The organism is Nocardioides taihuensis (assembly GCF_042657275.1).
Taxonomy (GTDB): Bacteria; Actinomycetota; Actinomycetes; order Propionibacteriales; family Nocardioidaceae; genus Nocardioides; species Nocardioides taihuensis.
The window spans coordinates 408,537-429,555 of sequence record NZ_JBHSKD010000002.1; the positions used below are offsets into that span (position 1 = coordinate 408,537).

Below are 21,019 nucleotides of genomic sequence, written 5' to 3' on the forward strand. Positions count from 1 at the left end.
GGGCTCCGCCGGAACTGGGCTCCGGCGGCGTCCTCGGCCGGCGGGCTAGGGGCGAGCCGCCTGCACCGAGTACGCGTGGAGGACCGTCTGCCGGACGGTGCGCCCGGCCTGGTCCGTGGCGCTGACGCGCAGGCTGGCGTGACGGCCGGCCCGGTTGTGCAGCACGAGGTGGCAGGAGTCGTCGCCGCAGTGCTGCGGACGTACGGCGCGCCAGGTGTCGCCGCCGTCCCACGACACCGCGACCTGGTGCCGGGTGATGGTCGGCGCCGGGAGGCCGCGCGGCATCGTGAAGTCGACGTCGAGCCCGACCCGCCCAGCAGGTGCCTGGTTGGTCGACGACAGCCGGATCCCGTAGTCGACGCCGAGCATCGGCAGCACGTCCCAGGCGTCCTCCGGCGGCGCCGAGCGGAAGGTCCACTCGGTGTGCACGCGGTCGGACAACCGCCAGAAGCGGTTGTGACGACGGGCCTCCGCGACCACCCGGATGTCGTGACGACCGGCGGGGATCGCGGTGTTCATGAACACCGACGCGTCCTGGTGGAGCTCGAGGTCGCCGTCGACGAAGATCCGACCGTCGTACTCCTCGCTGGCGAACATGTCGGAGTTCGTGAAGTGGCCCGCGTCGTCGGTCCACGCGCCCATCGAGAGGAACAGCTCGTCGCCCTCGCGGGTCGGCGGCGGGGCGCCGTTGGTGGTCGTCGTCAGGGGCGATACCCGCGAGCCCACGACGCCGCCGAACCACGTGTCGGCGACGCGACTGCCGCCCGCGAACGCGCGCCGCGGCGCGTAGAGGCGGGCGTACTCGCCGCCGAGCTCGGAGTCCTGGATCGCGACGGTCCGCTCCCACCGCGTGCCGGAGCCGGTGGAGATCACGTGGGTGACCCGGCCGGGGAACGGCACCGGCCGCACGAGCCCGATGTTCGCCACCCCGTTGCGGGCGGGGACCCACGCGATGAGCTCCTCGACCGCCTGCATCCGGCGGCCGCTGGTGCTTCCGAGGCCGCGGTAGTGCTCCACCAGCGTGGCCACGGCGTCACCCGTCCCGGAGACGGTGCCGCCGTCGGGCACGGCGTCCCAGAAGTGCACGAGGTCGTACATGTACGACGGGGAGGCGTGCGTGGCCAGGTGGGCGTCGCCCGGGGCCGAGGCCAGGAGCCCGGCGGCCTCCCACGGGCTCGCCTCGAGCAGCGGCAGGTCGAGGTCGGCCTCGACCGTGCCGGCACACGCCGCGCCCGGTGCGGCGTACGCGACCACGGCGGCGGCGCCGGCCGCGGCGAGGGCCTGGGCGGCCGGGGTCAGGTCGGCGCAGGTGCCCGCGACCAGCGCGACGGCACCCGAGGCCGCCGAGGTGTCGGGGGCGTCGGCCCTGCCGGCGTCCACCACCGGCCAGGTGCCGTCGACGACCGGCACCGGTGTGCGCGTCACCGAGCCGCCGGGGGCGGTCAGCGGTCGCAGGGCCAGGGGGGCGCCGCCGGCGTCGAGCACGCCCTCGGGCTGGCTGAGCAGCCAGTTCGCGGCGATGGTCGTGGTGCCGCCGAGGCCCGCCGACGGCCGGGCGTACACGCGGTCGACGTGGCCGTAGAAGATGTAGCCGGCGACGTCCGTGCCGTCGGTCCACTCGACGTCGAGGATCGCGCCGTCGTCGACGACGGGCCGGTCGACGTCGTAGCTGAACTGCCCGGTGTCGTCCTCGTCGAGCACGATGTCGGTGTCGCCGGTGACGGTGAACGACGGGTCGTAGGTGACCACGCCCTGGTCCGCGCCGTCGTCGGCGACGCCGAACGAGATGGCGCCGGTGGCGTACCTGCCCGGCGGCAGGCGGAAGGTCGCGGTGCGCTCGCCGGGTCCGGCATCGAAGGTGCGCTGCTCGTAGACCCACGGCTCGCCGAAGCCGTTGAGGCCGATCTGGTGCGAGGCGACCTGCGTGTCGCTGCGGGGCCTGACGGTGACCGTGACGTCGTAGCGCTCGGGCTCGAGGAGGTAGTAGACCGCCGTGCGCACTGTGCCGCCGCCGTCGCTGGGGGTGGCCGTGACCACTCCGGAGTAGGAGCCGGGGGCGGCCAGTGTCGGGTCGAGGACGACGTCGACGGAGGTGGTACCCCCCGCGGGGACGGTGACCTGGTCGGCGGCCAGCGACATCGAACCGGTGGGCTCGGCGGTGCCGTCCTCGGAGGCCAGGGCGAGCGCGAGGGTGACCGGCTGGTCGCCGGTGTTGGTCCAGGAGAGCGCGGTGGTCGTCGGCTGGAGATCGGCGTAGGGCCACGAGAAGGTGCCGAGCGACAGCGACGCCGGTGCCACGACGTCCTGCTCGACCGCTGCGAGCGCGTCGATGCGACCCGTACCGGCGTCGAAGCCGGTCGCGTCGGCGACGGGGACCGCGCTGTCCGCGATCACGTCCTTGATCCGCTCGCCGTCCCAGGCCGGGTGCTGCTCGGCGAGGATCGCCGCCAGGCCGGCCACGTGGGGCGTGGCCATCGAGGTGCCGCTGATCGTCGTGTAGGCGTCGTCGACGACCGGTCCGAGAGCGGTGCCGGCGGCGCGGGCGGCGGTCACGTCGACGCCCGGCGCCACGACCTCCGGCTTGAGCGTGCCGCTGCGGACGAGGGGGCCGCGACCGGAGAACGACGCCATGTGGTCGTCGACGTCGACCGCGCCGACCGTGAGCGCCGCGGCGGCGCTGCCGGGTGCGGTGACGGTCGAGGGTCCGGCGTCGCCGTTGTTGCCGGCGGCGACCACGAACAGGGAGTCGGAGGTGGCGGAGAGCTCGTCGACCGCCTGGGCGAGGGCGTTGGTGCCGTCGTCGGTGTCGCCGCCGAGGCTCATGCTCACGACGTCGGCGTCGTGGTCGACGGCCCACACCATGCCGGCCAGGACCCAGGAGTCCTCGCCGTAGCCGCCGTCGGAGAGCACCTTGCCCACGAGCAGCTGGGCGCCGGGCGCCACGCCCGTGCGCAGGCCGTCGGAGGCGGCGCCGCTGCCGGCGACGGTCGACGCCACGTGGGTGCCGTGGCCGTTGCCGTCGACGACCGAGGCGTCGGTGGTGAAGTTCGCGGAGTCGGCCACGACGCCCGCGAGGTCGGGGTGCGTCGGGTCGTAGCCGGTGTCGAGCACGGCGACGGTCGCGCCGGTGCCGTCGAAGCCCGCGGCCCAGGCCTCGGGCGCGTGGATCTGGGGGACGGAGTCCTCGAGGGTCGCCTCGACGCGCCCGTCGAGGTGCACGCGGAGGGCGCCGTCGGCCAGCGTGGTGGGGTGGCCGACGGCGTCCCGACCTGCGGTCAGGTCGGCCCAGAAGGCCCGAGCGTCCTGCTTCTCGGTGTGGAAGGCGGTGATCCCGAGGCGGGGGATGGTCACCGTGCGGTCGGCGCCGGCGAACGACGCCGTCCGCGCCTCGACGGCGGCGGTACGGCCGCGGCCGTAGTCGACCATCACCGGCAGGGTGGCGCGCGAGGCGTCGTCGTACTCGTCCTCGAGCAGGGTGGTGACGTCGAAGAGGTCGTGGTCGAGGCGGTGGTCTGCCAGGAGGCCGAACGCCTCGGCGGGCACGACGTAGAGGTGGCCGTGCGCCCGGTTGATCGCGGCCTGGGGGACCGTGCCGTCGGGGCGCGGCTGCAGGACGACGGACTGCCGGCCGTCGGCGCCGGTGGTGACCCGGACGACGTCGCCGGTCACGAGGGTCACCTGCTCGACCGTCGGCGTGGCGCCCCGGTCGTCCTGCGGGCCACCGGTCGTGGCCCGTGCCGTGCCGAGGGGCAGGCCCGGGGCCAGGGTGACGGCCACGGTGGCGGCGGCGGTGGCGGCGGCGGTCGCGAGCGCGGTACGCGCGGCGGGATGGCGCATGAAGCGGGGGTCCTCTCGGGGCACGGCGGGCGAGGGTGGCCCTGCACGGCCCTCTCAAAAGTCGGTCGGTTGACCGACTTGGAGGACGTTAGCCACGTCACAGGCGCGATTTCAAGTCCTGGCGTGAAAGACTTGGACGGTCGACCGAGTCATGGGGGAGTCGGGGTGGGTGCATGGCGTACGTGAAGGCGTCCGAGCGGCGCGGGCAGATCGTGACGGCGACCCGGGCCGTCCTCGAGCGGGACGGCGTGGCGGGCACCACCCTGCGCGCCGTGGCGGCCGAGGCGGACATCCCGCTCGGCACGCTCCACTACGTCTTCCCGTCGCGCGACCTCCTGCTCACGGCGGTCACCGAGGACATCGCCGGCGACGTCGCCGCCCTCCTCGGCGCTGTCGTCGACCTCGGGGGCGGGCTCGAGCAGGCGATCCGCGGTGGCCTGGCCGGTTACTGGGAGCAGATGGTGGTCGGCGGGCGCGGCCTGCTGCTGGTGCAGTACGAGCTGCTGACGCACGCGCTGCGCACGCCCGGCATGGAGAACCTCGCGCGCTGGCAGGTGGACGGCTACACGAGCGTGGTCGGCGCGTGGTGCCGGCAGGCAGCCGAGGCGGCGGGGGAGACGTGCGCCGTTCCCTACGACACCCTGGCCCGGGTGATGGTCGCCAACGTGAACGGCCTGATCCTGCAGTACCTGAGCGACCCCGACCCCGACCGCTCGTCGGCGGACCTCGCCGCCATGACCGAGATGCTCGTGCACCTCGCGTCACCGCGACCCGTGGAGGGCGCGGGCTCCTGAGGGCGGGACCGGGTCAGGCCGGGCTGGAGGCCTCGTCGAGCTTGGCGATGACCTGCTTGATCGCGTGGAGCGTGTCCGCCTCGTCGTGGCCGAAGGAGCCGAGGTAGGCGCGCAGGGCGTGGCGGGCCAGCTCGAGCTCGGTGTCGGTGAGCTGGATGGTGTTCATGGCCGAACGCTAGGGCGGCGCCACGGCGTGCTGATCCTCTGCAGAGGATGAAGTTCGCCCGCCGCGGTGGCTCTCGCACCGGGCGTCGTCCGGGGTGGGGGACGCGGCGCGACCACCGGTGTGCGACGGTGGGCTGACCATCCGGCACGACACGGCGAGGACAGGAAGAGCCATGGCATCCCAGACCCCCGAGGCCCCGGACCCGACCGTCGAGGCCGACGAGGCCGACCTGGCCGAGCAGCGGCGCGGCCTGGACGACGACGAGCCCACCGGCCCCACCCCCCGCGTGCTCGACGAGGACGCCGACGAGGCGGACGTGCTCGAGCAGGAGACCGAGGTGGGCGCGCCCGACGAGGACTACCCGCCCGCCTGAGCAGCGTCCGTCGCCTGCTCGCGCAGCCCGGTGCGGTGGCCGAGCCGCTCGAGCCAGCCGACGAGCACCCGGTGCACGGCGTCGGCGCCGACGATCATCTCCGCGGGGCCGGGGAGCTCGCGGGGCCACACGATCATCGCGCGATCCTGCCACCCGCCGAGGCCGCCGTGGCAGCCCACGAGGCCCTCGAACGCCGCGACCTCGCCGAGGTCGTCGACCAGGCTGTTGACGTAGATGTCGGGCGCCTCGGGCATGCTCGCAGCGCGGAGCACGAACGCCGGTGCGTGGTCGCCGAAGCCGGCGAGCGGATCTTCGCCGACGACCTCGCCGGTGCGCACGCGGTGCTCGCCGCCCTTGCCGAGCACGACCGGGCCGTGGTCGGCGGTGTCGACGACCGCGAAGGCGACGCCCTCGTGGGCGACCAGGCCGGGCACGAGGGCGGGGAAGCGTTCGGTGAGCTCCTGGAGCGTGAGCCGGTGCTTCTCGCCGGCGACGTAGACCAGGCCGAGGTTGCCGGAGCCGAAGACGATGAACCGGTCGGCGCCCTCCGTCTCGGCCGGCGTGGTGGCCTCGCTCTGCTCGACGGCGGCCGCGTCGGTCGCGCCCTTGAGCGAGCCCTCGGCGACCCGGTCGCTGGTGCGGCCGAGGGCCCGGCCCATCACGGTGTCGTCGCTGCTCGACCCGGCGATCACGGCGTTGAGCGAACCGACGCCCTCGTGGTTGTCGCCGGCCGCGACGACGTCGGCGTCGGCGAGGCGGGAGACGAGGGTGGCGAGGTCCTCGCCGTAGCGGTCGGAGAAGATCGCGCCCTGCGACTGGCCGTGGTCGGACAGCACCACGATGTGGTACTTCCGCGGGGCCACGGCGGCGACCTGCTCGAGCTGGGCGAGGACCGAGTCGATGCCCTCGAGCGCGGCCATCGACTCCGGACGCAGGACGCCGGCGTGGTGCGCCACGGCGTCGTAGTCGACGTAGTCGACGTAGATCGAGCGCCGGCCCTTGAGCATCGCGTCCGCGACCATCGCCGTGTTCACGTCGCGCAGCACACCCGTGAGGGCGGCCCGCTCGCCGACGAAGCCCCAGCCACGGTGCACCCGCGGCCGGATGTCACGGCGGATCGCGCGACGTGACTGGAACCGCTCCTGGAAGACCTCGGCGACCAGCTTCGGGATCGATCGGGAGAGGCCGACGGGGCTGGCCAGGAACTGGGAGAGCGCCATCCGCGTCTCCTTGGTCTCCTGGGAGCGACCCATCGCGCTCATCGTCGCGTAGGCCCACGGCGCGTCGCCGGTGAAGAGGTTGCTGACCGAGACGCCGTCGTCGACGAGGAGGCCGCGGCCGTCGCTGTGGCTGGCCTCGATCAGCTTGGCGTCGGCAGGCTTGTTCGCGACGTACACGCGCCCCTCGGCGCGGTCGACCCAGCGGAACGCCGGGATCCCCTCGATGGTGCCGTGCAGGATGCCCATCTGGCTGGCGGGCGTGGTGGCCGGGAGCTTCGGTCGCCACTCGGCCATCTCGTGGCTGCCGCTGCGTATCCAGCGCGAGAGCGTGGGCAGGGTTCCGGCGCGGATGCACCAGTCGAGCACCGGCCAGGGCACGCCGTCGGCCTGCACGAAGAGGATCCCGTCGACGTCCGGGTCGGACACCGTGTGGGAGCGGCGCCGGGCGCGGCGCAGGAAGCTCGCCGTGACCGCGTCGTCGGTGCCGGCGGTGGCGAGGTAGGTGAGCAGCGTGGAGACCGCGGCCACGATCCACGACGCGATGAGCGCGCTCAGCACGGTCACGTCGTTCTTGCCGTCCACGTCCCAGACCGCGATGAAGATGATGATCGCCTGCCCGAAGAGGCCGATCAGCAGCGTGCCGATCGCGCCGAGCAGCACGGCGAGGCGCACCATCAGCGGCCGCAGGATGATGCCCCAGACGAACACGTTGATCGCCACGACCACCGCATTGCCCAACCCACCGACGTCGAAGCCCGGGACGATCCACGACGCCAGCTGGATGCCGATCACGGCGCCGACGAGGGCGATCAGCGCGCGGCCGAGGTCGCCCCAGGTCAGCCGCCACCAGTGGCTGGTCGGACGGCCCGCGGGCGCGGCAGGCCCAGCGGGGGAGTCGGCGGGGGTGCTCGGGCTCGGCGACGCCATGGGCGGAGCGTAGGGAAGGGACGCCTGCGCGGGCGTCATGCAGGGAGGATGAGTGGCCGGCGGCCACCTCAGCTCGCGCTGGCAGACCGGCGGACATGCGTGCTGCAGTGCTGGGGACCGGGATCATGGGCGCCGGGTCGGTCGCCGAGGCCGTCGACGGGGCCGACGCGGTGCTGAGCCTGGTCTACGACGAGGCGTCGGTGCTGGCGGTTGCCGACGAGCTGGTCGGTGCCCTCGGCCCGGACGCGGTCTGGGTGCAGTCGAGCACGGTCGGTCCGGACGGGGTGCGGCGCATCGCCGCGGCGGCCGGCGCGGCCGCGGGCCGCCTGGTCGACGGGCCGGTGCTCGGCACCCGCAAGCCGGCCGAGGCCGGCGCGCTGGTCGTGCTCGCCTCTCGACCGGCCGCCGCCCGCGCGTCCGCGGCGCCGGTGCTCGACGCGGTCGGCTCCCGCTCCGTCGACGTGGGCGAGACGATCGGCGACGCGAGTGCGCTCCAGCTGGTCTGCAACGCCTTCGTCGCGACGCTCAACGCCGGGATCGCCCAGTCCTGGGCGTTGGCCTCGGCGCTCGGCCCGGCCCCCGCGCTCTTCGTCGAGGCGCTGCGGGGCGGCGCGATGGACGCGCCGTAGGTCGCGGCCAAGGGGCTGGGTGGCGCCGACATGGCGGCGGTCGCGACCGTCTTCGACGTGGGTCGCTGACCGCCACCCACCCGTCTCACCACGGCGCCGCGACCGGCCCGACCAGGAAGAAGACGGTCAGGCCGAGGGTGTTGTTGAAGCCGTGCGCCAGCACGGAGGCCCACACGCCGCCGTCGAGGCGGAGGCGGAGCACGGCGAGGAAGACGCCGTCCACGGCCGTGATCACGACGCCCGCGAGGCCCTGCTCGGTGTGGATCAGCCCGAAGAGCAGCGACGAGACCAGCACGGCGACCACGGTGGCGGCCCGGCCCGGCCCGCCGCACGCGTCGGTGACGCGGGTGAGCAGGTAGCCGCGGAACGCGGTCTCCTCGCCGAGCGCGGCGATGGTCCAGGAGGCGACCACGAGCACCAGCAGCAGGCCGGCGTCGCCCTCGACCTCGGCGAGGTCGGAAACGTCGTGGCTGCTGCCGGTGAGCGCCTCGACCAGCGGCGTGACCAGGAGGAACTGCACGGCCGTCCACGCGACGGTCAGGCCCAGGACCGTGAGGGCCAGGCGCCCGGGACGCGCGGGGCGGTGGAAGCCGAGGGTGCCCGGCCGCTGCCGTCGTACGGCGAGGGAGAGCGCGGCCATGACCACCAGCACGAGCGCGGGGAGCAGCAGGTCGGCGACCACCGCGACCGCGGCCAGCGCGACCTCGACCCCGGCCAGCGCCCGCCACCACGAAGGCGTCGTGACCGGGGTCGAAGTTCTGGGGGTGCGGGTCGTGCTGGTCACGAGGTCACCCCGGCGTACGGCGCGCGGCCCGACACCCCGGGCGGGCCGGGGTGGGTCGCGCGGCGGTCGAGCCCGCGGAGCATGCCCGGCGCCATCACGAGGTCGGCCGGCACGACCAGCGCCGTGTAGAGCAGCGTCAGCCACCACGGCGAGGTGCGGCCACGGACCCGCAGGTGGACCCGGGTGCCGCCGTCGGAGGTGGGCGTGAGCACGAAGCACCAGGTCCACTCCATCGCGGCACGGTCGGCCCACGACGGTGGCAGGTGGGTGGTCGAGCGGAGGAGCAGCACCCGCTCGGGCTCGACCTGCTCGACGACGAAGACGGCGGTGCCGGGCGGGCCGTCGGGGATCAGGTCGCCGACGGCCAGGCGGCGGGTGAGGGTCGGGTCGAGGTGGTCGAGGTTCGGCCAGTTGTCGGGGAAGAGGAGCCGGTCGACCCAGCGCGGCGTGTACCAGCCGCCCAGGTGCCACCCGACCTGCGTCAGCCACGGCCACACCGCGTGCGGCGGGGCCGCGACCGTGCGGGCGTGGTCGGTCACGACGGGAGCATCGGGCACCAGCGCGTCACCCGGCAGCCGGCTCCGCCGCTCGACCGGCGTGCTGCCCCAGGTGCGCGCGGCGCGCTGCACCGCGGCGTACGACGCGACACCGGCGAGCCCGGTGAGGACGAGCTGGCGTCGCGAGGACATGGCGGTCGGACCTCCTGCGTCCCAGCGTGGTCGGTCCACGCCGGGCGGGGCAGGGCCTGAGGTCCTCAGTCGCCCGTGGGCGCCGTCACGTCGCGGTGCAGCCGGACCCGCGTGACCCGCCGGCCGGCCATCTCGTCCACGACGAGGCGGTCGGTCCCGACGTCCACGGCGTCGCCGACCACGGGGATCCGTCCGAGACGGGCGATCACGTAGCCGGCGACGGTCTCGTAGCTGCCGTCCTCGAGCTCGAGACCGGTCTGCTCGGTGAAGTCCTCGAGGCGCAGGCCCGCGTCGATGCCGGCGCCCTCGCCTCCCGGGTCGGGGGCCTCGAGCAGGTCGTGCTCGTCACGGATGTCGCCGACCAGCTCCTCGACGAGGTCCTCGAGGGTGACGATGCCGTCGGTGCCGCCGTACTCGTCGACGACCACCGCGAGGTGCGTGCCGGTCTCGCGCATCGTGGAGACCGCCGGCAGCACCTTGTTGGTCGCCGGCAGCATCAGCACCTCGCGGGTCAGCGCCGCGACGGTCCGGTCGTCGTCCTCGCGGACGCCGAGCAGGTCGCGCGCGTGCAGGAAGCCGCGCACGTCGTCGAAGCCCTCGCCGATCACCGGGTAGCGCGAGAACGGCCGCTCCAGCACCCGCGCGCACGCGTCGGGGAGCGACATGCCGAGCTCGAGGAACTCGACCTCGCCGCGCGGTCGCATCACCTCCTTGACCGAGGTCTCGGAGGCACCGAGCACGTCGCGGACGATCGTCCGCTCCTGCTCGCCGAGCGACTGGTGGGTGGCGACGAGGTCGCGCAGCTCCTCCTCCGACAGCTCCTCGCCGGAGGCGTGCGGGTCACCGCCGAGCACGCGGACCACGGCGTTGGTCGAGACCGAGAGCAGCCAGATCACCGGCCGCATCAGGGTGGCGAAGCGGTCGAGCGGCGGCGCCACGGCCAGCGAGAGGCCGGTGGAGCGCTGCAGGGCGAGCCGCTTGGGCACCAGCTCGCCGAGCACCAGCGAGAGGTAGGCGATGAGCAGCGTCATCACCACGAGTGCGGTGGTTGTCGCGGCGTCCTCGGGCAGCCCGAGGTGCTCGAGGTACGGCGCGAGGTCGGGCGCGAGCGTCGACCCGCCGTACGCGGCGGAGAAGAAGCCGGCCACCGTGACGCCGATCTGCACCGCGGCCAGGAAGCGGTTGGGGTCCCGCGCCACGGCCGCCACGTGGGCGCCGCGGGCGCTGCCGCGCTCGAGCTGCACGAGCTGGCTGTCGCGCAGCGAGACCAGGGCGATCTCGGTGGCGGCGAAGACGCCGCCGACCAGCACGAAGACGAGGACCAGGATCAGGTTGAGCAGGGTGTCGCTGTCCATCAGGCCCGTTCACCTCCGGTGGCCAGAGGTGAACGGTTCGTACTTCGGGGGTCGTCCATGCCGCGCAGGCTACCGAGCGGGACCTGAGGGTGCCGATTCCGCGGTGGTCGTCCGGAGGTGGGCCGGACCAGTCGGCCGACCCTGCGGTCGGGGTAGCGTCGGCCCTGATGACCGCGACCACGCCCTCGACCCGCTACCCGGCCGCGACGCCGGTGCCCACCCCGCTCGTCGTGGCCGGGCACCCGATCCTCCCGGTCGGACCCGTCCGGCTCTACACCTGTGGGATCACGCCGTACGACGTCACGCACCTCGGGCACGCCTCCACGTTCGTGTGGGCCGACCTGCTGGTCTCGGTGGCCCGGGCGAGCGGGGCGGAGGTGCTCAGCGCGCGGAACGTGACCGACATCGACGACGTGCTCACCGCCGAGGCGGAGCGCCGCGGCCGCCTGCCCGACGAGCTCGCGGTCACGCAGGAGTTCCTGTTCGAGCGCGACATGCGCGCGCTGGGCGTGGCCGAGCCGCACCAGAAGCCGCGCGCCCACCGGCACGTGCCGGCGGTGCAGCGGCTGGCGGCGGCGCTGCTCGCGGCCGACCGGGCCTACGAGATCGACGGCCACGTGCTGTTCCGGGGCGGCGACCTGCCGGCGCGGGCCGGTCTCGCCGTCGACGAGGCGCTCGCGGCGTCCCGCGACTTCGGCGACCAGGACGGCCTGCCCGAGCGGGAGTCGCCGTTCGACGTACCGGTGTGGCGTCCCTCGGCCGAGGGCCAGCCGTCGTGGCCGAGCCCGTGGGGCTGGGGCCGCCCGGGCTGGCACGCGGAGTGCGCGGCGATGGCGATGGCGACGCTGGGCACCTCGATCGACGTGCTGCTCGGGGGCCAGGACCTCGCCTTCCCCCACCACGCCTACCAGGTGGCGATGGTCGAGGCTGCCTCCGGCGTGACGCCGTTCGCGCGGTCGGTGGTGCACGTCGGCGAGGTGCGTCGCGACGGGGAGAAGATGGCGAAGTCGACCGGCAACCTGGTGCTGGTGGCCGACCTGCTCGAGACGGCCCCCGGCTCGGTGGTGCGGCTGATGCTCCTCCACCGCGACTGGCGGCAGCCGTGGGACTGGGACCCCGCGGGTCTCGACCGTGCGGCGGACACGCTCGACCGGCTCCACGCCGCGGCGGCCGGCCCGACCCAGCAGGGTGCGGCGGCCCCGGGCCAGGTGCTCCGGGTGCTGGCTGCGGACCTCGACGTGCCGGCTGCGATCGAGCTCGCCCTCGGCGAGGGTGGCGAGGCCGCGCGGCTCCTGATCAGCGTGCTCGGGCTCGGCGACGCGACGTCCGCCGGCTGATCCGCGGGGGTCGCCGACCGGTCGGTGACCGGCCCGCTCGTGGACACCCGGGGGCGGTACCATCGGGCGGAACTACGCGCCGTTCCGGGACATGCGTCGTGGCCGGGAACCACGGAGGGAGGAAAGCCGTGGAAGCTTCACAGGTGCGTGACGACCCGACCGCAGGCGTCGCGCTCCCCGACGAGCCTGCCGTGCCCGACCGGTCCAACGCCGCCTCCCACCTGCTCATGCGCGCCCAGCAGGTCGCCGACGAGCTCCGCGAGCAGGCCGAGCGCGACGCCCGCGAGGCCACCGCCGAGAGCGACCGGCTCCGCGCCGACGCCCGCGAGCTCCACGACCGCGCGATGGCCGACCGGGCCGAGGCCGAGCGCACGCTCACGCTCGCCCGCGAGCAGCTCGCCGCCGCGTCCGAGGAGGCCCGGGAGTCCGTCGTCGGCGCCAGCGAGCAGGCCACGCTGCTGCTCCAGGCCGCCGAGCAGCAGCGCGACCAGCTGCTCGAGGAGGCCCGGGCGGACGCCGAGCGCACCCGCGCCGAGGTCGAGGCAGACCTGGTCACCACCCGCGAGGAGACCGAGACGCTGCGCCGCGAGGCCCACGCGGAGGCCGAGACCCGGCTGGCCGAGGCCCGCGCCGAGGCGGAGCGGCTCGAGGCCGAGACCCGCGACCTCGTCGAGCGCCGCCGCCGCGAGGCGCAGCAGGCGGCCGACGAGCTGCTCGCCGACGCCGACGAACGGGCCACCGCGCTGCGCGCCGAGGCCGAGCAGGAGAGCGGTTCGCTGCGCAAGACGGCGGCCGCCGAGGCCCACGAGGCCCACGAGGAGGCCGAGCGCCTGCGCGCCGAGTCGCGCGCCGCCGCGGACGAGCTGCTCGCCTCGGCCCGCGCCGAGGCCGAGGCCGCGATCCGCGCGGCCGACGAGCAGACCGCCTGGACCCAGCAGACGATGGACGCGCTGCTCGCCACCGCCGAGCAGGAGGCCCAGCGGATCCGCGAGCTCGGTCACCGCGACGTCGGCACCCACGTGCGCCAGAGCCGCCAGCGCGTCGAGGCCGTGCTGCACCGCCTGACCGAGCGGGTGCGCGAGCAGCTCGACCGCGCGGAGGCCGACGCGCAGGAGCTCCAGGCCGTTGCCGAGAGCATCCTCGCCGCCGCCGAGCACGACGCCGCACAGGTCCGCGCCCGGGCCGACGAGGCCGCCGCCCGCACCGTGGAGGACGCCGAGGACCGCGCCGCGCTCGTGCACGAGCGGGCGCAGCGCCGGCTCGACGAGGCCGAGTCGGGAGCCACGCTGCTGCGCGAGCGGGTCGCCGCCGAGGTGGTCAAGCAGCAGCGCGCCGCCTCCGACGAGCTCCGTACGGCGCGGCAGCAGGCCGCCGCGCACGTCGCCGCCGCCCGCGCGGAGGCCGACGAGATCCGCGCCAAGGCCCGCGCCCTGCTCGACGACGCGCGCACCGAGGTCTCCGTTCTCGCCCGCCGCCGCGACGAGATCGCCGCCGAGCTCGGCGGCCTGTCGGGCGTGATCCAGGCCCTCGCCGTCAGCCCGGACGACCTGACCGTCTCCCCTTCCGACGCCGCCCCCCACCCCCCAGAAGAGGTTGAAGACCCATGACCGAGCAGAGCCAGCCGTTCCGCGTCGTCCTGCGTGGCTACGACACGGCCCAGGTCGACCAGCGGCTCGCGGAGCTCGCGCAGGCCGCCGCCGAGGCGCGGGCCGGCGCCGACGAGCTCGCCCAGCGGGTGCGCGTCCTCGAGGCCGAGCGTGAGCGCGCCGCGAGCGACCAGGAGGCCGCGGCCGACGCCGACACGCCGGCGACCCCGCTCACCTTCGACCACCTCGGCCCGCGCGTCGTGCAGATCCTCTCGCTCGCCGAGGAGGAGGCCGAGGACCTCAAGGCAACGGCCGCCGCCGAGATCGAGGCCCAGCGCCGCCAGCTCGACGACGACGTGACCCGGCTGCGCAAGGACGCCGACCGCTACGCCGAGCAGCGCCGCAGCGACGCCGACACCGAGGCCGCCCGGGTGCTCGAGGACGCCCGTCGCACCGCCGACGACCGGCTCGACGCCGCCGAGCGCGATGCCGCCGCCCGCCTGCAGGAGGCCGAGGCCGTCTACGAGGACCAGCGGGCCAAGGCTGCCCAGGCCGCCGCCGACTTCGAGACCACGCTGGCCACCCGCCGGCAGTCCGCCGAGCAGGACTTCACCGCGCAGATGCAGGAGCACCAGCACCGGCTCGCCGAGCTCGAGGCCCACATCGAGCGCACCCGCACCGACGCCGAGAAGACCCACGACGAGGCGCTGCGCGAGAGCCGCCGGATCATCGAGGAGGCCGAGCAGCAGGCGTCGTCGATCGTGACCGAGGCGCGCACGTCGGCCGCGCGGGTGCGGGCGGAGTCCGAGCGCGAGCTCGCGGCGGCCAGCCAGCGCCGCGACAGCATCAACGCCCAGCTCGCCAACGTGCGCCAGATGCTCGCCACCCTCACCGGCGGCTCGGCCGGGGCGTCGCTGGTCGAGCAGGCACTGGCCGAGCCGGCCGCGCCCGCCGAGCCGGACGACGAGCCGGAGGCTCCGGCGGAGGTCGCCGTCGAGACCGAGGTCGCGGTGCTCGAGGCCGACGTGGAGGTCGAGCCCGCGGACGAGCCGGACGGCGCGAAGGGCTGACCGCCCGCGCTACTTCTTGCCGGCGACGCTCTCCGCGGTGCCGATCAGCAGCACCGCGGCGACCACGGACAGCACGAAGCCGAGCACGTTGAGCTCCCAGATCGAGCCGGTGCCGAGCAGCCAGGCGACCGTGCCGCCGATCAGCGAGCCGACGAGACCCAGGCCGAGCGTGGCCAGCAGCCCGAGGTTCTGCTTGCCGGGCTTGAACAGGCGCGCCAGGGCGCCGATGACGAGGCCTGCCACCAGGAAACCGATCATGCGGCGAGCCTAGCGAGGCACTCCACGGCCGACGGGGTCCGAGGTCCCACCTGCGCGGGGACCTTGCGCCCTGCGGGGCAGGGGGCGCTGCTCGCCACACTGGGGGAGTGAGCCCTGGGTCCAGCACCGCCGGCGCGCCGTCGAGCGGGTCGGCCGCGCCCCGCCGCCGGCGTGACGCGGTCGTGCCGCCGCAGCACGGCGCCTGGGCGTTCCTCGCCCTGCCGCTGGTGGTCGGTGCGGTGGTCGCGCCCGCGGCGGCCCGCTCGTGGTGGGTCGACCTCGTGGTGCTGGGCGTCGCGTGGGTCGCGGCGTACCCCCTGACCTGGGCGGTCGCCGGCCGGCTCGCGGCGCCGCGCCCGGAGCGGTTCGACCGTCCCCTGCGCATCTGGGCCGGGGTGTTCGCGCTCCCCGCCCTGGTCTCCTTCGTCTGGCACCCGTGGCTGTGGGTGCCGGGGGCCGTGCTGGCCGCGCTCTTCGGCGTCAACCTGCTCCACGCCCGCCGCCGGGCCGAGCGGTCGCTGACCAACGACGCGGTGCTGGTGCTCGAGTGCGCCCTCGTCGTGCCGGTCGTCGCCGGCCTCGGCGCTCCCCGTGGCGACTGGAACGTGCCGTGGGACCGCGTGCTCGAACCCCACGTGCTGCTCGCCGCCCTGCTGTGCGCGCTCACGCTGGGGGAGTCGACGCTGCACGTGCGGTCCTACCTCCGCGAGCGCGCCAACCCGGCGTTCGGCCGTCTCGCGGACGGCGCCGCCGTGGCGAGCGTCGCGGTCGCGACCGCGCTGGCGCTGGCGTGGGGCGGCTCCGACGCCTGGCTGCTGGTGCTGCCCTACGTGTGGTGCGTGGTCCGGGCGTTCCTGCAGCGGGCGCGGGCCGCACGCGGCGTCACCCTCCGGCCGGCGCGCCTCGGGCTGCTGGAGCTGGTGGGCTTCGGGGCGCTGGCCGTGGCGGTCGCGCTCGCGGGCTAGGAGTTCGCCCGCGGAGCGCGGTCGTGGAGGATCCGCTGCCACAGGTCGTGGTCCTGCCAGCTGCCGGCCAGGAACAGGTAGGACGGGGCCGTCCCGATCAGCTCGAAGCCGCACCTGGCGAGGACCGCCCGCGACGCGACGTTCGAGCGCTGGGTGCCGGCCTCGAGCCGGTGTAGGCCCCGGTCCGTCGCCTGCCGTGCCGCGAACCGCACGAGGGCCGTCGCGAGCCCGCGGCCGGTGTGGTCGACGTCGACCCAGTAGCCGAGGTTGGCGCTCTGGAAGACGCCGCCGGTCACGTTGCTGAGCGTGACCCGACCCACCACCGCGTCCGCGTGGTGGAGCAGCCACGCCACGGCCGTCCCGGCCTCGGCGTCCCTCTGCAGGTCGGCCAAGCGGCGTTCCTGACCTGCGCGGGTGAAGAACTCGTCGTCGCGGACCGGTTCCCACGGCGCCAGGTGCTCCCGGTTGCGGGTGTACGCCGCCGCCAGCGCGGTGGCTGCCTCCGGGGAGGCGACCCGGAGGTCGTAGCCGGGCGGCAGGGTCACGCTGTCCACCCCGCCACGGTAGCGATGATCGGGCGGCCTCGGCTCCGTCGCCGACCGACCCGTCAGGCGACGCCCGGCCTGGTTCCGACGGCCCGGCGGACGGGGGACCAAGGTCCCCGCAAGCCGGGACCGTCGCTCCCTGTCCCGACGGCGCCGCGACCGGCACATTGGTGAGCACGGGCCGTGGGGACGCGGAGGGTCGGACCGGGAGCGCGAGGGAGGACGAGGTGTTCACCGAGATCGGCACGCAGGTCAGCGACGACGACCGCCGTCGCCTGTTCCGGCTGGCCTCGATGCTGCTGGACTACCCCGACGACGAGCTGCTGGCGGCGACGCCGCGGCTCGCCGACTCCGCCGCCGAGCTGGAGGACCCCGGTCTGCGCAGCCGGATCACGTCGTTCCTCGTGTGGTTCGGGGCCAGCCAGCCCGAGGACGTCCAGCGCCACTACGAGCGGCTGTTCGGGCTGAAGGACGGCCCCAGCCTCAACCTCGTCACCGAGGACCCCACGATCGACGGTGACGCCGAGGTCCGCGGCGCCGCGCTGCTGGCACTCGAGGAGGGTTACCGCGCCAACGGCTGGGGGCACGGCGACCGCCAGCTGCCCGACTTCCTGCCGTTCGTGCTCGACTTCGCGGCGGTGCTCGGGCCGGGCGCCGGCGAGGCGCCGCTGCGGCGCCACCGCGCGGGCATCGCCCAGCTGCGCCACGACCTCGAGGTGCAGCGTTCGCCGTACGCCCACGTGGTGATCGCCGTGGACGACGTGCTGCCCGCACCCACCCGCACGCCGCAGGAGCAGGACGGGCACGCCGTCAGTCGGTGACGCCCTCCAGCGCGAGGAACTCGGCGCGGTCGTGCGCGCAGAACACCGTGACGTCGTCACGGGTCGCGTGCAGCTCCTGGAGCCGCTCGAGGTTGACCAGCCGAGCCGTCCGGTCGGCCTGCACCATCACCTGGAAGCTGCGCAGACCCGGCGGGCAGGAGCGCGGCCGTTTCTTGTCGCCGTGGAAGAAGTAGGCGTCGCCGGCGTGGAGGAACCACCCGCCGGACGGCCGGCGTACGGCGACCCCGCTGTGCCCGCGGGTGTGGCCGGGCAGGGGCACGAGCAGCACGTCGTCCCCGACGGCACGCACCGCGGTGAACCCGCACCAGTCCTCGCCGCCGGCGTCGTGCGGCTGCCACCGGGGCCCGTGCTCCCACTGGGCGGCGACGTAGCGCTGCCGCTCCCGCAGGCGCGGGTTGAGCGCGGCCGCGAGCTCCGCGCGGTGCAGGTGCACCTGCGCGTCGGGGAAGTCGGCCAGGCCGCCGGCGTGGTCGAGGTCGAGGTGGGTGAGCACGACGTGGCGTACGTCGGCGGGGTCGTGGCCGAGCGCGCGCACCTGGTGGAGGGCGGTCTGCGCGAGGTCGAGCCGCGGCCCCACGCCGGCCACGAACGCGCGGCCCAGCCGGCGACCGCCCTGCGCGACGTCGTCGGTGCCGAACCCCGAGTCGACGAGCACCAGCCCCTCGGCGGTCTCGAGCAGCAGCACGTGCGCCACCAGCTGGTCGGGCACCAGCCCCGGCACGCGGCGCAGCGACGGGCAGAGCGTCGCGCAGGTGAGGTGGTGGATCCGGGTGGGCGTCAGGCTCATCGCCCCAGGTCTCGCAGGATCCGCTCGCTCGCCAGCTTGCCGGGCGCGCCGATCACGCAGCCGCCGGGGTGGGTGCCCGAGCCGCACTGGTAGTAGCCGTCGATCGGCGTCGCGTAGCGGCTCCACCCGGGTGCGGGGCGGAAGAAGTACATCTGCGGCGCCAGCAGCTCGCCCGCGAAGATGTTGCCCTCGCTCAGCCCCGTCTTCTGCTCGATGTCGAGGGGCGTGACCACCTCGCGGTGCAGCACGAGGTCGCCGAAGCCCGGGAAGTGCTCCTCGAGCACCGCCTGGGCGACGTCGCCGAACGGCTGGCGCTCGGTCTCCCAGTCACTGCCGCGCAGCTCGTACGGCGCGTACTGGACGAAGCACGACATCACGTGCTTGCCCGGCGGCGCCATGTCGGGGTCGACCACCGACTGGATCGCGGCGTCGACGTAGGGCCGCTCGGAGTACCACCCGTACTTGGCGGCGTCGAAGGCCCGCTCGACGTACTCGATGGTCGGCCCGATGTTGAGGAAGCCGCCGTAGTGGTCGACCGTGTCCGGCAGCGCGGGGAAGACCGGCAGGCCGTCGAGGGCGAAGTTCACCTTGGCCGACACCCCGCGGTAGCGGGTGCGCTCGACGCTGTCGACCAGGTCGGTCGGCAGGCTGCGCGGGTCGACCAGGTCGAGGAAGGTGTGCCGGGCGTCGAGCGAGGACACCACGACCGGGGCGTGCAGCTCCGTGCCGTCCTCGAGGGCGACACCGACCGCGCGACCGTCCTTCTCGATGACCTGCGAGACAGGGGCGCCGAGGCGGATCTCGGCGCCGTACGCCTCCGCAGCCCGCGCCAGCACCTGCGTGAAGCCGCCGTTGCCGCCCTTGTGGAAGGCCCACGAGCCCAGGTGGCCGTCGTGCTCGCCCATCTTGTGGAAGAGCAGCACCAGCCCCGAGCCTGGCGACATCGGCCCGACCTTGGAGCCGATCACCGAGGACGAGGCGTGGAAGCCCTGCACCGCCGGGTGCTCGAAGTAGTCGCTCACCCAGTCGGCCGCGCTGCCGGTGAGCAGCCGCGCCAGGTCGTGGGCGACCTTGCGCTCGACGCCGCCGAGGTGGTCGAGCAGCCACGTCGTGTCCGCCTGGTCCTCGGGGTCCTTGCCGAAGATGTCGGGCGGCGCGTTGTCGAAGAGCGGCTGGATCACCTGGCAGACCCGGTCGAGGTCGTGGTGGTAGCGGTCGTAGGCGTCGGCGTCGTGGGGGGAGTGGCGCCGGATCTCCTGCATGTTCTGGCCGTGGTCGTCCCCGAGCAGCAGGTAGTCGCCGTCGCCGGTCGGGTGGAACGACGACGGCATCATCAGCGGCAGGAAGCCGTGGCGCACCAGGTCGAGCTCCTGCACGATCTGCGGGCGCAGCAGGCTCAGCGCGTAGGAGAACGTGGTGAACGAGAAGCCGGGCACGAGCTCCTCGGTGATCGCCGCGCCGCCGACGAGGTGGCGCTGCTCGAGGACCACCGTGCGCAGCCCGGCCTTGGCGAGGTAGGCCGCGTTGGTCAGGCCGTTGTGGCCGCCGCCGACGACGATCGCGTCGTACTCGTGGGTCGTCATGCCTGGCCTCCGGTCGGAGCGGTCTTGCGGGGCGGGTCGAAGTGGGGGAGCCGTACGGTCCGGGCGGCCACGGTGGTCGGGCGGTGGAGCATCCAGAGCTCGAGCCGCACGGGCCTGCCGCCGTCCTTGGTCGGCGCGAGGTCGGGGCGGACGCGCGCCATCCCGATGTGCCGCTGGAGCACGGAGGAGTACATGAAGCTGGTCGCGTAGCCGACCTGCTCGCCGCCGTCCTCGTCGTACAGCACCGACTCCCAGGCCAGAGGTCGCTCGTCCTTGTCGGGAAGCAGCCCGGCGTCGCGGTGCAGGCGCTCCCAGTCCTGCCAGTCGACGACGAAGCCGACGCTGGCCCAGCGCGACGTGCCGTCCACCAGCTCGCGCCGGATGGCCTCCGAGCCGAGGAAGGAGCGCTCGCCGTCACGGACGCCGCGCAGCATCCAGCCCAGGCCCAGCTCCTTGGGCGTGACCCGGTCGTCGTCGGACCACGCGGTCCGGCTGTTGCGCCACTCCACGTCGACGAGCGGCAGGCCGGCCTCGATCCGCAGCATCGTCAGCGCCTCCTCACCGAACGGCCGCAGGCCGTGTCCGTCGCCGGCGGCGAGCACCGCGTCGAGGACGTCGACCGCCCGGTCGGCGGGCACCGTGAGCTCGTAGCCGAGGTCGCCGGTGTATCCCGTGCGGGAGATCGTGATCCCGGTGTCGGCGACCTTGGCCGGGGTGAGGTCGAAGAACGCGAGGTCGTCGACCTCGGGAGCGAGCGTGCGCAGCACCCGCGCCGAGCGCGGCCCCTGCACGGCGAGCATGCCGAACTCGTCGGAGACGTCCTCGACGCTCACCCGCAGCCGTCCGACCAGGTCGGAGAACCAGCCCAGGCTCGGTCGCGCCGAGGTCAGCAGGAAGTCGTCGGCCGCGTGCCGGAAGACGACGCCGTCCTCCATCACGAACCCGCGCTCGTCGCACCAGAGCGTGTACTGCGCCTGGCCCGGTCGGCAGGTGCGCACGTCGCGGGTCAGCACGCCGGCGAGGAACCGCTCGGCGTCGGGCCCGGTGATCCGGTACTTGAACAGCGGCGAGGTGTCGAAGACGCCCACGCTGTTGCGCACCGCGTAGTACTCGTGCTTCGGCGCGTGGCTGTAGCGCAGCGGCGAGAGGAACCCCTGCCAGTGGGTGTACAACCCCTGCGTGTTGAGCTCCTGCAACCGCGCGTGGAACGGCGTCGTCCGGATCATCCACCCTCCTACTGACTCACGAGTCAGCAGCGTAGGCCATCCGCGA

19 protein-coding genes are annotated in these 21,019 nt (G+C 74.6%); 8 read left to right on the plus strand and 11 right to left on the minus strand.

Annotation, left to right across the window (positions count from 1 at the left end; translation table 11 throughout):
* Positions 1-45: 45 nt before the first annotated feature.
* Positions 46-3,861 carry a S8 family peptidase gene (locus ACFPGP_RS02010; RefSeq protein ID WP_378586175.1) on the minus strand — a complete coding sequence of 1,272 codons (3,816 nt, stop codon included), beginning with the start codon at positions 3,859-3,861 and terminating at the stop codon, positions 46-48.
* Positions 3,862-4,010: 149 nt separating this feature from the next.
* Between ACFPGP_RS02010 and ACFPGP_RS02015 the strand changes: the two genes are divergently transcribed.
* A complete protein-coding gene (locus tag ACFPGP_RS02015; RefSeq protein WP_378586177.1) occupies positions 4,011-4,631 on the plus strand; it encodes a TetR/AcrR family transcriptional regulator in 621 nt (206 codons plus the stop codon).
* Positions 4,632-4,644: 13 nt separating this feature from the next.
* Here ACFPGP_RS02015 and ACFPGP_RS02020 read toward each other — a convergent pair whose 3' ends face one another.
* The gene (locus ACFPGP_RS02020; RefSeq protein ID WP_378586179.1) at positions 4,645-4,797 is read right to left on the minus strand and encodes a hypothetical protein; all 153 of its coding nucleotides are present in this window, start codon (positions 4,795-4,797) and stop codon (positions 4,645-4,647) included.
* Positions 4,798-4,969: 172 nt separating this feature from the next.
* On the opposite strand from ACFPGP_RS02020, the gene ACFPGP_RS02025 reads away from it, so the two are divergent.
* Positions 4,970-5,170 carry a hypothetical protein gene (locus tag ACFPGP_RS02025; protein WP_378586182.1) on the plus strand — a complete coding sequence of 67 codons (201 nt, stop codon included), beginning with the start codon at positions 4,970-4,972 and terminating at the stop codon, positions 5,168-5,170.
* Here the strand turns inward: ACFPGP_RS02025 and ACFPGP_RS02030 are convergent.
* Complete coding sequence (locus ACFPGP_RS02030) at positions 5,155-7,317, minus strand: phage holin family protein (RefSeq protein ID WP_378586185.1); 2,163 nt, start codon at positions 7,315-7,317, stop codon at positions 5,155-5,157. The genes ACFPGP_RS02025 and ACFPGP_RS02030 overlap by 16 nt on opposite strands.
* Positions 7,318-7,412: 95 nt before the next feature.
* On the opposite strand from ACFPGP_RS02030, the gene ACFPGP_RS02035 reads away from it, so the two are divergent.
* On the plus strand, positions 7,413-7,946 hold the full coding sequence (locus ACFPGP_RS02035) for an NAD(P)-binding domain-containing protein (protein ID WP_378586187.1): 534 nt from the start codon (positions 7,413-7,415) through the stop codon (positions 7,944-7,946).
* Positions 7,947-8,031: 85 nt separating this feature from the next.
* Here ACFPGP_RS02035 and ACFPGP_RS02040 read toward each other — a convergent pair whose 3' ends face one another.
* From ACFPGP_RS02040 to ACFPGP_RS02050, 3 genes are all read right to left on the minus strand, one after another.
* The gene (locus ACFPGP_RS02040; RefSeq protein ID WP_378586189.1) at positions 8,032-8,730 is read right to left on the minus strand and encodes a CPBP family intramembrane glutamic endopeptidase; all 699 of its coding nucleotides are present in this window, start codon (positions 8,728-8,730) and stop codon (positions 8,032-8,034) included.
* Positions 8,727-9,419 carry an SRPBCC family protein gene (locus ACFPGP_RS02045; RefSeq protein ID WP_378586192.1) on the minus strand — a complete coding sequence of 231 codons (693 nt, stop codon included), beginning with the start codon at positions 9,417-9,419 and terminating at the stop codon, positions 8,727-8,729. Before ACFPGP_RS02045 ends, ACFPGP_RS02040 begins: the two co-directional genes overlap by 4 nt.
* A gap of 65 nt (positions 9,420-9,484) precedes the next feature.
* Entirely contained in the window at positions 9,485-10,774 is a 1,290-nt protein-coding gene (locus ACFPGP_RS02050; RefSeq protein WP_378586195.1) for a hemolysin family protein, read from the minus strand.
* 167 nt (positions 10,775-10,941) lie between these two features.
* On the opposite strand from ACFPGP_RS02050, the gene ACFPGP_RS02055 reads away from it, so the two are divergent.
* From ACFPGP_RS02055 to ACFPGP_RS02065, 3 genes are all read left to right on the plus strand, one after another.
* Positions 10,942-12,111, plus strand: coding sequence for a cysteine--tRNA ligase (locus ACFPGP_RS02055; protein ID WP_378586198.1), 1,170 nt, complete (start codon positions 10,942-10,944; stop codon positions 12,109-12,111).
* Between the two features lie 143 nt (positions 12,112-12,254).
* Positions 12,255-13,718: a coiled-coil domain-containing protein gene (locus ACFPGP_RS02060; RefSeq protein WP_378586200.1), complete on the plus strand. Its 1,464-nt coding sequence runs from the start codon at positions 12,255-12,257 to the stop codon at positions 13,716-13,718.
* Positions 13,715-14,767: a coiled-coil domain-containing protein gene (locus ACFPGP_RS02065; RefSeq protein ID WP_378586203.1), complete on the plus strand. Its 1,053-nt coding sequence runs from the start codon at positions 13,715-13,717 to the stop codon at positions 14,765-14,767. The genes ACFPGP_RS02060 and ACFPGP_RS02065 overlap by 4 nt, the downstream gene beginning before the upstream one ends.
* A 9-nt stretch (positions 14,768-14,776) precedes the next feature.
* On the opposite strand, the gene ACFPGP_RS02070 is transcribed toward ACFPGP_RS02065, so the two are convergent.
* On the minus strand, positions 14,777-15,025 hold the full coding sequence (locus tag ACFPGP_RS02070) for a GlsB/YeaQ/YmgE family stress response membrane protein (protein ID WP_378586205.1): 249 nt from the start codon (positions 15,023-15,025) through the stop codon (positions 14,777-14,779).
* A gap of 107 nt (positions 15,026-15,132) precedes the next feature.
* Here ACFPGP_RS02070 and ACFPGP_RS02075 point away from each other — a divergent pair, with 107 nt between their 5' ends.
* Entirely contained in the window at positions 15,133-15,990 is an 858-nt protein-coding gene (locus ACFPGP_RS02075) for a YwiC-like family protein (protein WP_378586207.1), read from the plus strand.
* Here the strand turns inward: ACFPGP_RS02075 and ACFPGP_RS02080 are convergent.
* Positions 15,987-16,544, minus strand: a complete 558-nt coding sequence (locus ACFPGP_RS02080) for a GNAT family N-acetyltransferase (protein WP_378586210.1) — start codon at positions 16,542-16,544, stop codon at positions 15,987-15,989. The two genes, ACFPGP_RS02075 and ACFPGP_RS02080, sit on opposite strands and share 4 nt — an antisense overlap.
* Positions 16,545-16,762: 218 nt before the next feature.
* On the opposite strand from ACFPGP_RS02080, the gene narJ reads away from it, so the two are divergent.
* The gene (gene narJ, locus ACFPGP_RS02085; RefSeq protein WP_378586213.1) at positions 16,763-17,356 is read left to right on the plus strand and encodes a nitrate reductase molybdenum cofactor assembly chaperone; all 594 of its coding nucleotides are present in this window, start codon (positions 16,763-16,765) and stop codon (positions 17,354-17,356) included.
* On the opposite strand, the gene ACFPGP_RS02090 is transcribed toward narJ, so the two are convergent.
* The 3 genes from ACFPGP_RS02090 to ACFPGP_RS02100 are packed head-to-tail and all read right to left on the minus strand — an operon-like array spanning position 17,346 to position 20,973.
* The gene (locus ACFPGP_RS02090) at positions 17,346-18,164 is read right to left on the minus strand and encodes an MBL fold metallo-hydrolase (protein ID WP_378586215.1); all 819 of its coding nucleotides are present in this window, start codon (positions 18,162-18,164) and stop codon (positions 17,346-17,348) included. The genes narJ and ACFPGP_RS02090 overlap by 11 nt on opposite strands.
* Positions 18,161-19,747, minus strand: coding sequence for a phytoene desaturase family protein (locus tag ACFPGP_RS02095; protein ID WP_378586218.1), 1,587 nt, complete (start codon positions 19,745-19,747; stop codon positions 18,161-18,163). Before ACFPGP_RS02095 ends, ACFPGP_RS02090 begins: the two co-directional genes overlap by 4 nt.
* A complete protein-coding gene (locus ACFPGP_RS02100) occupies positions 19,744-20,973 on the minus strand; it encodes an aminomethyl transferase family protein (protein ID WP_378586221.1) in 1,230 nt (409 codons plus the stop codon). Before ACFPGP_RS02100 ends, ACFPGP_RS02095 begins: the two co-directional genes overlap by 4 nt.
* Positions 20,974-21,019 lie beyond the last annotated feature (46 nt).

Bases quoted from the DNA above. Each gene is read 5' to 3' on its own strand.
- ACFPGP_RS02095 (WP_378586218.1), bottom strand. From the start codon at position 19,747: ATGACGACCCACGAGTACGACGCGATCGTCGTCGGCGGCGGCCACAAC.
- ACFPGP_RS02045 (WP_378586192.1), bottom strand. From the start codon at position 9,419: ATGTCCTCGCGACGCCAGCTCGTCCTCACCGGGCTCGCCGGTGTCGCG.
- ACFPGP_RS02025 (WP_378586182.1), top strand. From the start codon at position 4,970: ATGGCATCCCAGACCCCCGAGGCCCCGGACCCGACCGTCGAGGCCGAC.
- ACFPGP_RS02070 (WP_378586205.1), bottom strand. From the start codon at position 15,025: ATGATCGGTTTCCTGGTGGCAGGCCTCGTCATCGGCGCCCTGGCGCGC.
- ACFPGP_RS02035 (WP_378586187.1), top strand. From the start codon at position 7,413: ATGCGTGCTGCAGTGCTGGGGACCGGGATCATGGGCGCCGGGTCGGTC.
- ACFPGP_RS02050 (WP_378586195.1), bottom strand. From the start codon at position 10,774: ATGGACAGCGACACCCTGCTCAACCTGATCCTGGTCCTCGTCTTCGTG.
- ACFPGP_RS02055 (WP_378586198.1), top strand. From the start codon at position 10,942: ATGACCGCGACCACGCCCTCGACCCGCTACCCGGCCGCGACGCCGGTG.
- ACFPGP_RS02100 (WP_378586221.1), bottom strand. From the start codon at position 20,973: ATGATCCGGACGACGCCGTTCCACGCGCGGTTGCAGGAGCTCAACACG.
- ACFPGP_RS02030 (WP_378586185.1), bottom strand. From the start codon at position 7,317: ATGGCGTCGCCGAGCCCGAGCACCCCCGCCGACTCCCCCGCTGGGCCT.
- ACFPGP_RS02090 (WP_378586215.1), bottom strand. From the start codon at position 18,164: ATGAGCCTGACGCCCACCCGGATCCACCACCTCACCTGCGCGACGCTC.
- ACFPGP_RS02015 (WP_378586177.1), top strand. From the start codon at position 4,011: ATGGCGTACGTGAAGGCGTCCGAGCGGCGCGGGCAGATCGTGACGGCG.
- ACFPGP_RS02020 (WP_378586179.1), bottom strand. From the start codon at position 4,797: ATGAACACCATCCAGCTCACCGACACCGAGCTCGAGCTGGCCCGCCAC.
- ACFPGP_RS02065 (WP_378586203.1), top strand. From the start codon at position 13,715: ATGACCGAGCAGAGCCAGCCGTTCCGCGTCGTCCTGCGTGGCTACGAC.